Origin of the sequence: Mycobacterium sp. MS1601 (assembly GCF_001984215.1) — a bacterium.
Classification (GTDB): domain Bacteria; phylum Actinomycetota; class Actinomycetes; order Mycobacteriales; family Mycobacteriaceae; genus Mycobacterium.
The window spans coordinates 5,581,208-5,594,322 of record NZ_CP019420.1 but is presented as its reverse complement, the minus strand read 5'-3'; the positions used below and the strand labels follow the sequence as shown (position 1 = coordinate 5,594,322).

Annotated in this window: 14 protein-coding genes and 2 pseudogenes; 6 read left to right on the top strand and 10 right to left on the bottom strand. The window is 66.5% G+C overall.

Annotated elements, in window-relative coordinates; translation table 11 throughout:
* Positions 1 to 6: 6 nt before the first annotated feature.
* A complete protein-coding gene (locus tag BVC93_RS26765; RefSeq protein ID WP_083740070.1) occupies positions 7 to 672 on the bottom strand; it encodes a GNAT family N-acetyltransferase in 666 nt (221 codons plus the stop codon).
* 82 nt (positions 673 to 754) lie between these two features.
* Between BVC93_RS26765 and BVC93_RS26760 the strand changes: the two genes are divergently transcribed.
* Entirely contained in the window at positions 755 to 1,732 is a 978-nt protein-coding gene (locus tag BVC93_RS26760; RefSeq protein ID WP_083740069.1) for a substrate-binding domain-containing protein, read from the top strand.
* Positions 1,733 to 1,806: 74 nt separating this feature from the next.
* Positions 1,807 to 2,940: a nitronate monooxygenase gene (locus BVC93_RS26755; RefSeq protein ID WP_083740068.1), complete on the top strand. Its 1,134-nt coding sequence runs from the start codon at positions 1,807 to 1,809 to the stop codon at positions 2,938 to 2,940.
* Positions 2,941 to 2,953: 13 nt separating this feature from the next.
* Here BVC93_RS26755 and BVC93_RS26750 read toward each other — a convergent pair whose 3' ends face one another.
* On the bottom strand, positions 2,954 to 3,346 hold the full coding sequence (locus BVC93_RS26750) for a hypothetical protein (RefSeq protein ID WP_083740067.1): 393 nt from the start codon (positions 3,344 to 3,346) through the stop codon (positions 2,954 to 2,956).
* A 137-nt stretch (positions 3,347 to 3,483) separates the two neighbouring features.
* On the opposite strand from BVC93_RS26750, the gene BVC93_RS26745 reads away from it, so the two are divergent.
* Complete coding sequence (locus BVC93_RS26745; RefSeq protein ID WP_083740066.1) at positions 3,484 to 4,020, top strand: hypothetical protein; 537 nt, start codon at positions 3,484 to 3,486, stop codon at positions 4,018 to 4,020.
* Positions 4,021 to 4,241: 221 nt separating this feature from the next.
* On the opposite strand, the gene BVC93_RS26740 is transcribed toward BVC93_RS26745, so the two are convergent.
* Both BVC93_RS26740 and BVC93_RS26735 read right to left on the bottom strand, forming a co-directional pair.
* Positions 4,242 to 4,802: a hypothetical protein gene (locus BVC93_RS26740; RefSeq protein WP_083740065.1), complete on the bottom strand. Its 561-nt coding sequence runs from the start codon at positions 4,800 to 4,802 to the stop codon at positions 4,242 to 4,244.
* Positions 4,803 to 4,876: 74 nt separating this feature from the next.
* Positions 4,877 to 5,458, bottom strand: a complete 582-nt coding sequence (locus BVC93_RS26735; protein WP_083741371.1) for a Pr6Pr family membrane protein — start codon at positions 5,456 to 5,458, stop codon at positions 4,877 to 4,879.
* A gap of 205 nt (positions 5,459 to 5,663) precedes the next feature.
* Here BVC93_RS26735 and BVC93_RS26730 point away from each other — a divergent pair, with 205 nt between their 5' ends.
* The gene (locus BVC93_RS26730; protein WP_083740064.1) at positions 5,664 to 6,917 is read left to right on the top strand and encodes a cytochrome P450; all 1,254 of its coding nucleotides are present in this window, start codon (positions 5,664 to 5,666) and stop codon (positions 6,915 to 6,917) included.
* Position 6,918: 1 nt separating this feature from the next.
* Here the strand turns inward: BVC93_RS26730 and BVC93_RS26725 are convergent, their stop codons facing one another.
* The 4 genes from BVC93_RS26725 to BVC93_RS26710 form a co-directional block, all read right to left on the bottom strand.
* A complete protein-coding gene (locus BVC93_RS26725; RefSeq protein WP_083740063.1) occupies positions 6,919 to 8,109 on the bottom strand; it encodes a DUF7159 family protein in 1,191 nt (396 codons plus the stop codon).
* 143 nt (positions 8,110 to 8,252) lie between these two features.
* Positions 8,253 to 8,606 (bottom strand): ferredoxin, encoded by a 354-nt coding sequence (fdxA, locus tag BVC93_RS26720; RefSeq protein WP_083740062.1) that lies wholly within the window; start codon positions 8,604 to 8,606, stop codon positions 8,253 to 8,255.
* 70 nt (positions 8,607 to 8,676) lie between these two features.
* The gene (locus BVC93_RS26715; RefSeq protein WP_157517096.1) at positions 8,677 to 9,183 is read right to left on the bottom strand and encodes a hypothetical protein; all 507 of its coding nucleotides are present in this window, start codon (positions 9,181 to 9,183) and stop codon (positions 8,677 to 8,679) included.
* Positions 9,184 to 9,284: 101 nt separating this feature from the next.
* On the bottom strand, positions 9,285 to 10,169 hold the full coding sequence (locus BVC93_RS26710; protein ID WP_083740061.1) for a TIGR03854 family LLM class F420-dependent oxidoreductase: 885 nt from the start codon (positions 10,167 to 10,169) through the stop codon (positions 9,285 to 9,287).
* 263 nt (positions 10,170 to 10,432) lie between these two features.
* Here BVC93_RS26710 and BVC93_RS26705 point away from each other — a divergent pair.
* Positions 10,433 to 10,795 (top strand): annotated as a pseudogene (locus tag BVC93_RS26705) (transglycosylase family protein); the annotation flags it as partial.
* A 72-nt stretch (positions 10,796 to 10,867) separates the two neighbouring features.
* On the opposite strand, the gene BVC93_RS26700 reads toward BVC93_RS26705, so the two are convergent.
* Positions 10,868 to 11,308 carry an SRPBCC family protein gene (locus BVC93_RS26700; RefSeq protein ID WP_083740059.1) on the bottom strand — a complete coding sequence of 147 codons (441 nt, stop codon included), beginning with the start codon at positions 11,306 to 11,308 and terminating at the stop codon, positions 10,868 to 10,870.
* Positions 11,309 to 11,419: 111 nt separating this feature from the next.
* Between BVC93_RS26700 and BVC93_RS26695 the strand changes: the two are divergent.
* Positions 11,420 to 12,692: pseudogene (locus BVC93_RS26695) on the top strand (cytochrome P450).
* Here the strand turns inward: BVC93_RS26695 and BVC93_RS26690 are convergent.
* Positions 12,689 to 13,081, bottom strand: a complete 393-nt coding sequence (locus tag BVC93_RS26690; RefSeq protein ID WP_083740058.1) for a hypothetical protein — start codon at positions 13,079 to 13,081, stop codon at positions 12,689 to 12,691. The pseudogene BVC93_RS26695 and the gene BVC93_RS26690 overlap by 4 nt on opposite strands.
* Positions 13,082 to 13,115: the final 34 nt, after the last annotated feature.

Below are 13,115 nucleotides of genomic sequence, written 5' to 3'. Positions count from 1 at the left end.
GCAGGGCTACCGCGGCGCAACTCCCGGCGCCCGGACCACCATCGGCACGGCCGGGAAGTAGGCGGCCATCTCGCTGCGACAACGCCGCAGTGCGGCGGTGCCGTAGCCCTTCTTGCGGTGGTCGGGGTGGATCCAGATGCGGACGTTGACCTCGCCGTCGAGCAGCTCACCGAACGTCATCCCGACCTTCTCCGCGCCTTCCAGCGCCACGAACCAGGCGGCCTCCTCGGCGCGCACCCGCGCCAGCGCAGCCCCGATCTCGTCGTCCAGACCCGCGGCGGGCGCACCGGAACCATCGCCGGCCGAACCGATGTCCTGGGTCCTGGCGGCGAAGATGTCGCGGTCGATGTCGCCGTCGAACGGTCGCAGGGTGAGGCTCTCATCCAGGCTGGCCGGCCGCTCACCGAGGGTGAAGGTGAGCTGGCTGCTGACGTCCTCGAGTTCCTTGGCGATGGTGCGGCGCGACTGCCGGGTCAGCCGGTCGAAGGACAGGCCCGCCACCGCCTCTGCGCCACGGACGGAGATCCCCAGCAGTTCGGCGATCTTGGCAACCGCCGCAGGGTGGTCTTCGGCGTCGACGATCACGTCGAGTACCTCGTGGCGTCGGTCCAGAGCCGTCAATAGAGCTTTGGAGATCTCACGCCGCGTCGTGGCGATGTCTTGGTCAGTCATGCCGCAAGAGTAATCAGCATTCGGGCGCTCGGGGTTCGCGATTTGCCAGAACATGTGCGCGCGGGAGGTCGACACTGAGAACATGCGCCCGCACACCCCTCGACGCTGCGCCGCTCTGGCGGCGGCGATGGTGCTGGTCGCCTCCCTGGCCGCCTGCGCAGGACGGGGAGCCGAGCCTGCATCGCAGGCACCGCCAGTACCCCGTCCGACGGTCGCTCTGGTCACCCATCAACCGCCCGGGGACACGTTCTGGGACCTGGTGCGCCGTGGTGCTCAAGCAGCAGCCGACAAGGACGGCATCGAACTGCGGTACAGCCATGATCCCGACTCCGCGATGCAGGCTCGCCAGGTCGACGACGCGGTGAAACAGGGCGTCGCCGGTATCGCCGTCACGCTGGCCGATCCGGCCGCGATGGCGCCGGCGGTGCGCCGCGCGGTGAGTTCCGGCGTCCCGGTGGTAGCCGTCAACACCGGCATCGGCGCATGGCGCGACCTGGGTGCCATCGCCTACTTCGGTCAGGATGACCTGGTGGCCGGGCAGGATGTCGGCAGGCGCCTGCAACACGAAGGTGCCGTCAATGTGCTCTGCGTCCTGCAGGTGCACGGGCACGTCGGGCTGGAGTCACGCTGCGACGGCGTCGACGACACCTTCGGCGGGCCGGTGCAGCGGCTCTATGTCGACGGGATTCGACCTCAGTCCGTCAAAGCGGACCTGGTGACCAAGCTGCAGCAGGACCGGTCGATCGACCGGGTTCTGACCCTGGGTGCGCCGGTGGCTCTGACCGCACTACAGGCCGTAGGCGAGGCGAACAGTTATGCCAAAGTCGTCACGTTCGACACCAACACCGCCGTGATCGACGCCGTCGAGCGCGGCACCATCGGCTGGGCGGTGGACCAGCAGCCGTTCCTGCAGGGCTACCTCGCGGTGAATTCACTGTGGTTGTACCTGTCCAACCGCAACGTCATCGGCGGCGGTCTGCCGACGCTGACCGGCCCGGCGTTCGTCGACGAATCCAATGTGGCCGCAGTGGCGCAGCGCGCCGAGGAAGGGACCCGCTGACACATCTGCCGGGCCCCGGGTATTAAACTAGAACACGTTTCAGTTTCCCCTCCGCCCCGAGCAAGGATTCCGTCATGCACACCTCTCTCTGCGATTCGTTGGGCATCGAATTCCCCATCTTCGCCTTCACCCACTGCCGCGACGTGGTGGTGGCGGTCAGCAAGGCCGGCGGGTTCGGAGTGCTGGGCGCGGTCGGCTTCAGCCCCGAACAGCTGGAGATCGAGCTGAACTGGATCGACGAGAACATCGGTGATCACCCCTACGGCGTGGACATCGTGATCCCCAACAAGTACGAGGGCATGGACTCCAACCTGTCGGCCGACGAACTGGGCAAGATGCTGGCCGACATGGTGCCCCAGGAGCATCTGGACTTCGCCCGCAAGGTACTCACCGACCATGGAGTGCCGTTGACCGCCGAGGACAACGAGAACACCCTGCGCCTGCTCGGCTGGACCGAGGCCACCGCCACCCCGCAGGTCGAGATCGCGCTCAAGCACCCGAAGATGACGTTGATCGCCAATGCGCTGGGCACCCCGCCGAAGGACATGATCGACCACATCCATGCCGAGGGCCGTCAGGTGGCGGCACTGTGCGGGTCACCGTCGCAGGCCCGCAAGCACGCAGACGCCGGGGTGGACATCATCATCGCCCAGGGCGGCGAGGCCGGCGGGCACAGCGGCGAGGTGGGTTCCATCGTGCTGTGGCCGCAGGTGGTCAAAGAGGTGGCACCGGTTCCGGTGCTGGCCGCGGGCGGCATAGGCAACGGGCAGCAGATCGCCGCGGCGCTGGCGCTGGGCGCCCAGGGCGCCTGGACCGGTTCGCAGTGGCTGATGGTCGAAGAAGCTGAGAACACCCCGGTGCAGCAGGCCGCCTATATCAAGGCGGGCAGCCGCGACACCGTGCGCAGCCGCTCCTTCACCGGGAAGCCCGCTCGCATGCTGCGCAACGACTGGACCGAGGCGTGGGAAGCGCCGGAGAACCCGAAGCCACTGGGCATGCCGCTGCAGTTCATGGTGTCCGGGCTGGCCGTCGCCGCCACGCACAAGTACCCGAACGAGACCGTCGACGTGGCGTTCAATCCCGTCGGTCAGGTGGTTGGGCAGTTCACGAAGGTCGAGAAGACGTCGACTGTGATCGAGCGCTGGGTTCAGGAGTACTTGGAGGCGACGGGCCGGCTGAACGAACTCAACGAGGCAGCGGGCGTCTGACGAGGCTGGCGGTCTAGGCGTAGAAGTCCTGCTGCCAGCCTCGGAACTCGGTGCACTCCAGTGCCAGTCCGTCGGCGGTTTGTGCGGCGGCACTGCGGTAGTTGGGGCACGGAGCGCCGATCTCCTGTACGCCGTACAACGGTGGCGAATGCACCCAGAACCCGGTGTAGACCGGGGGCCACTGGTTCGGGATGTAGTGGCAGGCGTACGTCTGACCGTTGTCACTGCGACCGAAGATGAACCGTTCCCAGCTGTGGCACTGGTAGCTGAGCTGCACGCCGGGGCCGAAGACCATGTTGGGGACATCGGCCATCGTGATCGCGGGGTCATTGGGGACCGCGCCGGCAGTGGGGGCGGCAATCAGGGCAGAAACAGCGGCAGCTGCGGCGATGCTCAGTCCACGCATGCGCCGAGCCTAATCCGGCGGCGCCGCCGCACCCCCGCGATTTGTCGATCTTTCGGCGAAACGCCAGGTGATGAACGAGGTGTTGGCTGCTCCGGGTGGTTTGCTTGAGAAACCATCCACGGAGGGAAGCCATAACCATGCCCACTGGCCGTCAACTGCTGGCAATGACGGGAGCTGCCGCCGCGCTCACCGCGGGGGTGCTGCTGCCCGGAATCGCCACGGCGGAGCCGACCATCACCAGCGACGAGCAGGGTTACGTCGGCACCAACGCACACTGCGACAGCACACAACTGGCCGTCGCCTACGGCCGGACCACCCGCTCGCTGGTGGCCATCTGCACCACACCTGCCGGCGGCTACGAGTATCGCGGCGTACGGCTGAGCGACGAAGCGGGCCTCAAGGCTGCTGCCACTGCCGCCGACGGCGGTTTTGTGGTGGAGAACGAGGGCGCCACCTATTCGGTGACACCGCAGCAGCTGCTGGTTACCGCCGAGGACGGCAAAGTGGTGTATCGCGACACCTGGGTGGAGTACGAGCAGCCACGCTTCACCGCTGAGGGCACCTCGACGTCGACGGCACCGACCACGTCCAGCTCCTCGACGGCAACGTCCTCGACAACTGCGATTCCCACAGCCACCGTGACCGTCACGGTGACTGCCGAGCCGACGGGTTAGGCCGGTCGCCGAGGCGGCGACGGAGGAGCCGGTGAGGCAGGGCCGGACTGCAAACCGATTAGGCCGGTCGCCGAGGCGGCGACGGAGGAGCCGGTGAGGCAGGGCCGGACTGCAACAAATCAGGCCGGTCGCCGAGGCGGCGACGGAGGAGCCGGTGAGGCAGGGCCGGCCTACAACAAATCAGGCCGGTCGCCGAGGCGGCGACGGATTACAGAAAAAGGTCAGGCCGGCGGCGGCACCGGGGCCGGAGCCGGTGCTGCCATCGGATCCACCGGCAGCGGGACGGGCGCGGGCGGCAGTGGAGCCTGCGGGCCGGCGGGCACACCCATCGGCGGCGGGGTATCGGCGTTCATCGGACGCTGCGTCAACAGCAGCACCGCATCCGCCTTGCTGACTTCCTGGGTCTGGACGGCGTGCCACAGCTCCCGCAGATAGGACACTCCGCTGCTCTGCTGAGGGCCGGTCGGGGTCAAGCTGGCGCCCGGCGGCAGGTTTTCGGGGCTGGACAGATGCTGCACCTCGGCCGGGGGCAGCGGGGCGGCCAACGGAGCGGGGGCACCCGGCAACGGAGCCGGAGCGCCCGGCAGCGGAGCGGGCGCGGCCAACGGAGCCGGAGCGCCCGGCAGCGGGGCGGGCGCACCGACGACGGGTGCCGGAGCCGGCACCGGGATCACCGGGGCGGGTTCGGCCGACGCCGAGGGGGCCGCGCCCAGAAAAGCGGCAGCACCGAGCGCGCCGAGAGCCGCTGACCAGACTGCACTACGTGTGTGGATCCGCACCATGCCATGTGATTCTGCCAAGCCGAGGGATTCGTTACACCCCCGAGAAAAGAACTCTCATCGACGACACATCTGGCTCACAGCCTGATCCTGACCGCCGCGCGACCCACCAGGGACAGGGCGTACCCGAGACCGACAAACCCGGCGGCGAGGATGACCACGTTGACGGCCACCTCGGCAGCACCTATGCGGCCCGCATCCAGGAAGTAGTACGGCGCTCTGCGGCCAAGGTTGTTCAGCACCACCACCGCCAAGCCCAGGTAGGCGGCCGGATAGGTCAGCCACGCCAGCGGCTGCCACCACCGCACCTGACTCTGGCTGTGTCCGACTAGAACCCAATCCACGAACGCCAGCACCGGAACCACCACGTGCAGCAGGAAGTTCGCCGGGGTGTAGCCGGCACTCATGTCGACCAGATACAGATTCCAGACCACGCCCGCCACCACGACGTAAAGCACCGCCGCGCCGCGCAGCCCGGCGCGCTGATCAGCGCGTGGGGTCACCAGAGTCCACGCATAGTAAGCCGCCGCGAGCAGGTTGGCCTGGTAGGTGAATGTCACGAACCGCCACAGCACACCCGACCGGGATTGGGTCTCCACGAACACCATCGCGGCCACCACCGCGACGATAATCGCCACCCGCAGCACCAGCCGAGCCATGCTGCGTTCATCGAACCGACGATCTCCCACCCTGGCGGTTTCTGCCACGACAGAACCAACTCCGAACTGCGGCAATCCGTTCCCAGGCAGGATCAGGAACACGTTTCAATTCAGATTTCGCCAACCCGCCACAACACTCTGATCTGCGGTGTACCAATGCCTTACACGGCTGCACGTCGCACAGACCATCTCAGGAGAACGCACTATGTCGACCCCAAGCCTTCCGCCGGACTTCGACTTCACCGATCCCGACCTCAACCGCGAGCGGCTCCCCGTCGAGGAACTCGCCGAGTTGCGCCGCACCGCCCCTATCTGGTGGAACGCCCAACCCATGGGTCAGGGCGGATTCGACGACGGCGGCTACTGGGTGGTGACCAAACACAAGGACGTCAAGGAGATCTCGCGGCGCAGCGACGTGTTCTCGAGCCTCGCCAAGACAGCGCTGCCCCGCTACCCCAAGGGCTCGACCGGAGACCAGATCGAGACCGGCAAGTTCGTGTTGCTGAACATGGACGCGCCGCACCACACCCACCTGCGCAAGATCATCTCCCGCGGGTTCACCCCCCGCGCTGTGGAGAGGTTGCGCGAGGATCTGCACACCAGGGCTCAGGACATCGTGGCCAAGGCCGCCGCCGAGGGCTCAGGTGATTTTGTGGAGCAGGTGGCATGCGAACTGCCGCTGCAGGCCATCGCGGGTCTGATCGGCATCCCTTTGGAGGACCGCAAGAAGATATTCGACTGGTCCAACCAAATGGTCGCCGACGACGACCCCGAGTTCGCACACCACGACGGCCGCAACTCGGCCATGGAGCTGATCATGTACGCCATGCAGTTGGCGGCCCTCCGCGCCAAAGAACCAGGCGAGGACATCGTGACGAAGCTCATCGAGGCCGACGTCGACGGCCACAAGCTCTCCGACGACGAGTTCGGGTTCTTCATGGTGCTGCTGGCGGTGGCGGGCAACGAAACGACCCGCAACTCGATCACCCACGGCATGATCGCTTTCACCGAGCATCCCGATCAATGGGAGCTCTACAAGCGGGAACGGCCCGCGACGGCGGCCGACGAGATCGTCCGGTGGGCCACGCCGGTGACGTCGTTCCAACGCACCGCGCTGCGAGACACCGAACTGTCCGGTGTGCCGATCCTCGAGGGCCAGCGGGTGGTGATGTCCTATCGTTCGGCCAACTTCGACGAAGACGTGTTCACCGATCCGTTCCGGTTCGACATCACCCGAGACCCGAACCCCCATGTCGGGTTCGGAGGCACCGGCGCGCATTACTGCGTCGGCGCGAATCTGGCCAAGATGACCATTGACCTGATCTTCGGCGCCATCGCCGACCAGATGCCGGACCTGACACCGATGAGCACACCGGAGAGGCTGCGGTCCGGCTGGCTCAACGGCATCAAGCACTGGCAGGTGAGCTACACCGGCAAGCGCGCCGCGCAGCTGGTCTGAGTCAGCCCGGCGGAATCGGGACGCCGGGCGGCGGCACCGCTCCCGGCGCCAGCTGCCACTCCGGTTCGTCGGGTCCTGGCTTGAGCTTGTCTTTGAACCGCTCCCACAAGCTCCTGGGTTGGGGCACCACGGGTGCCTGATACACCGGCGGCGGGGGCGGCAGCACCGCCGCGGGCGGCGGCGCAGGTGCCTCGGGAACATACTCCGGGACGTACTCGGGAACAACCGCCTCGGGCACCGGTTCCGGCGGAAGTGCCTCGATGGGCGGCAGCACCTGCTCGGCCACCACCGGAGCAACCACCGGCGGGGCGGGCACCTCGACAGCTGGCGGCGCGGCAGGTTGCGGCGGAGTGGGACGGGCCTGAGGCACTGCCCTGCTCTCCTGGATCTTCTCCGCGGACGCCGTCGGTACGGTCTCGGGAGCCAACTGATCACCTACGGCGATCGACAACGACACCACGAAGGTGACCGCGCCCGCGACCAGCATGGTCAGCGGAGCGGCGACGGGATTGCGTCGTGGCTTGGCGGGTAGCACGGGAACGTCGAAATCGAACGGCAGCACTCCACCGTCTGCGGAGGCCAGCGCCGCACCGTGCGCCAGGGCCAGCTCGGCTTCCGGCGGGTTGAACACCGGCAGCTTCAGCTCCGCTTCCAAGGTGCTGGCGGTGTCACGCAGGCCGGGTACGGATCCGACCATGAACAGTCCCTCTGGCCGCATGTCCTCGGCGAGCGTGGCACCGACCCAGTCGATGAGTGCTTCCTCGGTGTCGATGGCATGGCTGATCAGGACGTCGACCGAGTCTTCGGCGGTGTCGACCACGGCGATGGCCGCGGTGTCGGGTTCGACCACACACAGCGCGGTGCGCTGGTAGCCGATGACCCTGCCGATGCTGCTTGCCAGCGCTTCGACGGCGTCCGACAGCGGAACGGCGCTGACGCCGGTGAGACCGGCGCGCGCCATCGCGTCGAGGACAACCGAGGCTTCCAGTTCGGCGTCGTCGCTCCAGGTGACGCCGATGGAGGCCACGTTCTGGTCGCCGGCGTCGTCCTGCGCGCGCTTCAACGCAGCGCCGACCTCTTCGAAGACGTCGTATTCGTCGTGGCCGAGGGTGGCACCGTCGGCGCCACGACCTTCGACCAGCACGGACCGGACGTTGGTCGGGGTCACCGACACGCCGAGAACCGTGTCCATCACATGAAACTCCCTTCGTTCCCGGGCCGTGTGGGAGAGAACGGACCCGGGATCGCGAGGTCGTCACCGACTCGCTCGCGTGAGCCTACCGAGAGACTCTCGCCTTTTCTCTACTCCATCGGCGACCGGAATGCGAACCGGGATCAGTGTGCGGGGATCTCACGGGTGGGCATCGCGGCGACCAGTGGGGTGTCGACGCCGGTGGCGCCCACGGTCGCGGCGCCACCCGGGTCACCGAGCGGGGCGTCACGTCCCGGCAGGATGTCGGTGAAGAACGCGGCGTTGTCCTCGAGGTGGGCGAGTTCGGAATCGGGCAGGTCGGTTTCGTAGTAGATGGCGTCAACCCGGCAGGCGATCCGGCAGGCGCCGCAGTCGACACATTCGACGGGGTTGATGTAGAGCGACCGCAGTCCTTCGTAGATGCAGTCCGCCGGGCATTCCTGAACGCAGGACTTGTCCATCACGTCGACACATTCGGAACCGATCACATACGTCATGCCCACGACGGTAGGAAATCACGCGGGCCGCCAGGCGCGGCGAAGGTCCTTTTCTGTCGGGCAAAGGTCCTCAAAGACAGCTGTACGGAGTCTGGTTGGTGAAGTGCACTGCGGGCATGCCGTCGAGGTAGATGTAGTGGACGTCATCGGTCCATGAGGTGCCCGGCTGAACCCAGGGTGGGACGGACTCGGGATAGGCGACCGTGAAGTCGCGGAAGAACTCGATGCCGGCCGGACATCCCGGTACCTGAGGCGGAGCCGGGTTCCAGGCGTGCACGATGATTGGGTTGACCAGGCGCGGGCCCTCCGCGCAGTTCGGCCGGCATTCGATGGCGTCGTCGACACCGGTACCCCGTGCGCCCGCGGCATCCCATTGAGTCCAGGTCATGTTCTCCATGACGCTGCTGTGATCGCAGCCGTAGACGACGGTGGCAGGTCGCTCCGGGGCTGGCGATGCCGGGTCGTAGCAGGCAGCAAACGTGTACGACGTCGCTGGCGCTGGTTCGGCGACCGCGGTGGGCGTACCGGGCAGTGTCAGAGCAAGCATTGCGGCGACGACCCACAGTCGGAGTTTCACGGTGGTGATGCTAGTCAGTTATGCAATAGCCGGCCCTCCCTCCCCGGCTCGCCCCTCGCTCCGCTGGGAGTACCCCCACCGTCGCCGCATCGTCGATGCATCTAGTTCTGCCGCGGCAGCAGCTCCTCGGCGAACCTGGCGATGAATCCCTCGGGGTCGCCTGCATTGCCGGCCCGGATGACGAACTTGGTCAGACCGGCCTCGAGGTAGCCGTCGAGCTGGCGGTGCAACGCGTCCCAGTCCCCCGCCACCAGTTCGGTGGGGTCCACGTCGGGGCGGCGGGCACGGATGGCGGTGGCCAAGCGATCGGGCAGCTCGCCGTCGAGAACTGCCAGCGAGATCCCGAAGTGGTCGGCTTCGATCTCCCGGCCGGCCTTGTAGGCCTCGGCCTCGATGGCAAGCCTGGCCCGTCCGGCCTCCTGTGGGGTGAGGAAGCTGCCGAGCCATCCGTCGGCCAGACGCCCGATGCGTCGGAACGCCGCCGGTGCCGACCCGCCGAGCCACAGGTCCAGTGGCTGCGACGGGAGGGCTCCGACACTGGCCCCCGACACCGTGAAGAATTCTCCGGCGAAGTTCACCGGTGCGCCGGTGAGCATGTCGCGCACCAGTTGCAACGATTCGTCGAAGACCGCTGCCCGACGCCCTCGCGGCACGGTGAAGACATCGCGTTCGGCGGGCGTGGCTGACCGCAGTCCGAACGCGGGGAGCACCCGTTTGGGGCCGAGTGCGGCGAGCGAGGCGAGTTGCTTGGCCACCAGCACCGGGTGCCTGCCGCCCGGCAGGACCGCCACCGACGTACCGACTTTGAGGTGGGTGGTGCGGGCCAGGGCGGTGGCCATTCCGATGAAGGGGTCGACGGCATCGGAGTAGACCAGTTCGGAGAACCACAGCGAATCGATGCCGGCGGACTCGAGGGCGTCGACTATCGCCGGCAGGCCTGCAGCTGGGGTTTCGGGTCCAAGTCCGATGCCGAAGCGAACTTTCACGGTGTCCTCCAGTGCGAAGTGGTGCAGAAGTGGGTGTTATTGAATTACACTAATGTGACTCGAGATATTTCTGAGATAAACGTAAAGTTATGTGACAGAGATAAACTTCTGTGGCGGGAATAAATTCTTGTTTCGGTAGTAACGCATGCGTCAAGTGTTACGAAATGCCCATCATGAAGATCGTCGGGAAACTCTTCGCCATGGCCGCGTTCACCGGTGCGCTCCTCTACGGAATGCTCGCACTGTCCAGTGGCACCGCGAACGCCGATAGCGTCAACTGGGACGCCATCGCCCAGTGCGAGTCCGGCGGCAACTGGAACATCAACACCGGAAACGGCTTCTACGGCGGGCTGCAGTTCAAGCCGGCAACCTGGCAGGCCAATGGCGGTGTGGGCCATCCGGCCCAGGCCAGCCGTGCCGAGCAGATCCGCGTCGCCGAAAACGTCCTGGCCACCCAGGGACTCAAGGCGTGGCCCAAGTGCGGCGCCCAAGCGGGCACCCCGTACGCCGCAGTGCGGAACACCGTGACTCCGGGATCCTCGGCTCCGGCAGCACGTCAGCCTGGCGACTACATCCGGGCCACCATCAACGAGATCTTCGCACTGATTCCCATGCAGTCGCGCTGACCGCCCTATCACGAACAGAAAAATTGGCCACTCCACGGCCATTTCGGTCAATACTGGAATTACATTCTGATATCAGTTGCCGCGCAGTCCGTTGAGCGCGGACGTCATCTGGGCCTCGGTGTCACCGGCCAATTTCTCGAAGATCAACTTCATCGCCGGGTCCGCCAGTTTCCCTGCGCCGCGCATCGTCAGATCCGCCTGATAGCTGATCTGCGCGCCTTCCGGGGCTGCGGTGACCACGATGGTGTCGACGGTGGTCGACGACTTGTTGTTGCCTTCGAACACCACCCGATCTGACGACACCTCCTTGAGCGTGTACTCCAATTCCGTTGAGACACCAAAGATCTTCGATTCGTTGTGCCACCGGGATCCGACCACCACAGGTCCACTGTCCAGTCGTGTGCAGCGTTGGGTACCCGGGTCCCAGTGCTCGGCGTTGGCGAAGTCCTTGAGGTACTCCAGTACCTGCGCGGGCGGGATAGAGACGGTGAACGTACGAGACACGGTAGGCATCACGCCAGAGTCCCCATCGTCGCAGCGGGTAAACCCCGGCGCGCAAGCACGTCGCACCCTGCGCGCTCAGTTGACCTCGTGGCTCGCACTCGGCGGTTAGGCTCGCGCGGCATGGGGATCTCGACCCGCACCAACGGCCGACCACCGCCCGACGTGCCGCGCAACGGCATCGACCTGGGCACCTGGCAGTTCTGGTCCGGGGATGACGACGCCAGGGACGGTGCCTTTGCCACGTTGCGTCGTGAATCACCCGTGGCGTTCTTCCGGGAGCCCATGAACCCCTGAGGGTCGCGGTTTCTGGGCCCTCACCCGATACGACGACGTGCACTTCGCCAGCAGGCACCCGGAGCTGTTCAGTTCGGCTTCCGGGATCACCATCGGTGATCAGACCCCGGAACTGGCCGAGTACTTCGGCTCGATGATCGCCCTCGACGATCCCAGGCATCAACGACTTCGCGCCATCGTCAGCCGGGCCTTCACCCCGAAGGTGGTGGCTCGTATCGAGAAATCGGTGCGAGACCGCGCATGCCGACTGGTCACCGACATGATCGAGCGCCATCCCGACGGCAACGCCGAGCTGGTCACCGAACTGGCCGGGCCGCTGCCGTTGCAGATCATCTGCGACATGATGGGGATCCCGGAAGCCGACCACAACCGGGTCTTCGCCTGGACCAACATCATCCTGGGCTTCGGGGACCCGGATCTCACCGCCGATTTCGACGAATTCGTGCGTGTCGCCATGGAGATCGGTGCCTACGCACATGAACTCGCCGAGAACCGGCGCACGAGCCCCGGCCATGATCTGACCACCAGCCTGGTGCAGGCCGAGGTCGACGGCGAGCGGCTGACCTCGGCCGAGGTGGCCTCCTTCTTCATCCTGTTGGCGGTGGCAGGCAACGAGACCACGCGCAATGCGATCAGCCATGGCGTGCTCGCCCTGTCCCGCCATCCCGATCAGCGCGACGAGTGGTGGGGTGATTTCGACGCCGTCGCACCCACCGCCGTCGAGGAGATCCTGCGCTGGGCGTCGCCGGTGTCCTACATGCGGCGAACGGTCACCGGTGAGGTGGAGCTCAGCGGCGTGCGGTTGGTCGAGGGTGACAAGGTGACGCTCTGGTACGGCTCAGCCAATCGCGACGAGGCGAAGTTCGCGGACCCCTGGCGCTTCGATGTCCGCCGCGACCCCAACCCGCACCTGGGTTTCGGCGGCGGTGGGGCGCATTTCTGTTTGGGTGCCAACCTGGCCCGCCGCGAGATCAGGGTGGTCTTCGAGGAACTGCACCGCCAGATCCCCGACATCACCGCCACCGGGGAGCCGGCCCGGTTGCTGTCGGCGTTCATCCACGGCATCAAAAGACTGCCGGTCAGCTGGACTCCGGCCTAGAGAACAGCAGAGGTGGGCCCCACCGACGTGCAGAAGGACGTCGGAGGCGTGGTGGTCGCGGCGCATCCCCGTCCGCGCGCGGTGTAGTTCAGTCCGGGGATGTAGGGCGAGAGGTACACCTGCGCCGTGGTGATGCCGTTGCTGTTGTCGCAGCGACCCACCTTGCCCGGGATGGACAGGCATGCCTGCAGCACAGTGGTGACAGCGGATGGGCACGCCGCGGGCTGCATGGTGGCCGTCACCATTTTTGTGCCTGCGACCTCGACGACGTAGGGCGCGCTCAGGGTGTAGGCGCACTCGGTCGGCTCAGCCGTCTCAGCGGAAGCGGGAACGGCTGAGAGCACACCGGCCGCCATCACAGAGACCAGGGCCGCGAAACGCCGCATCATGCACGGAGCCTATACCGCAGCACACGGGGTAGCT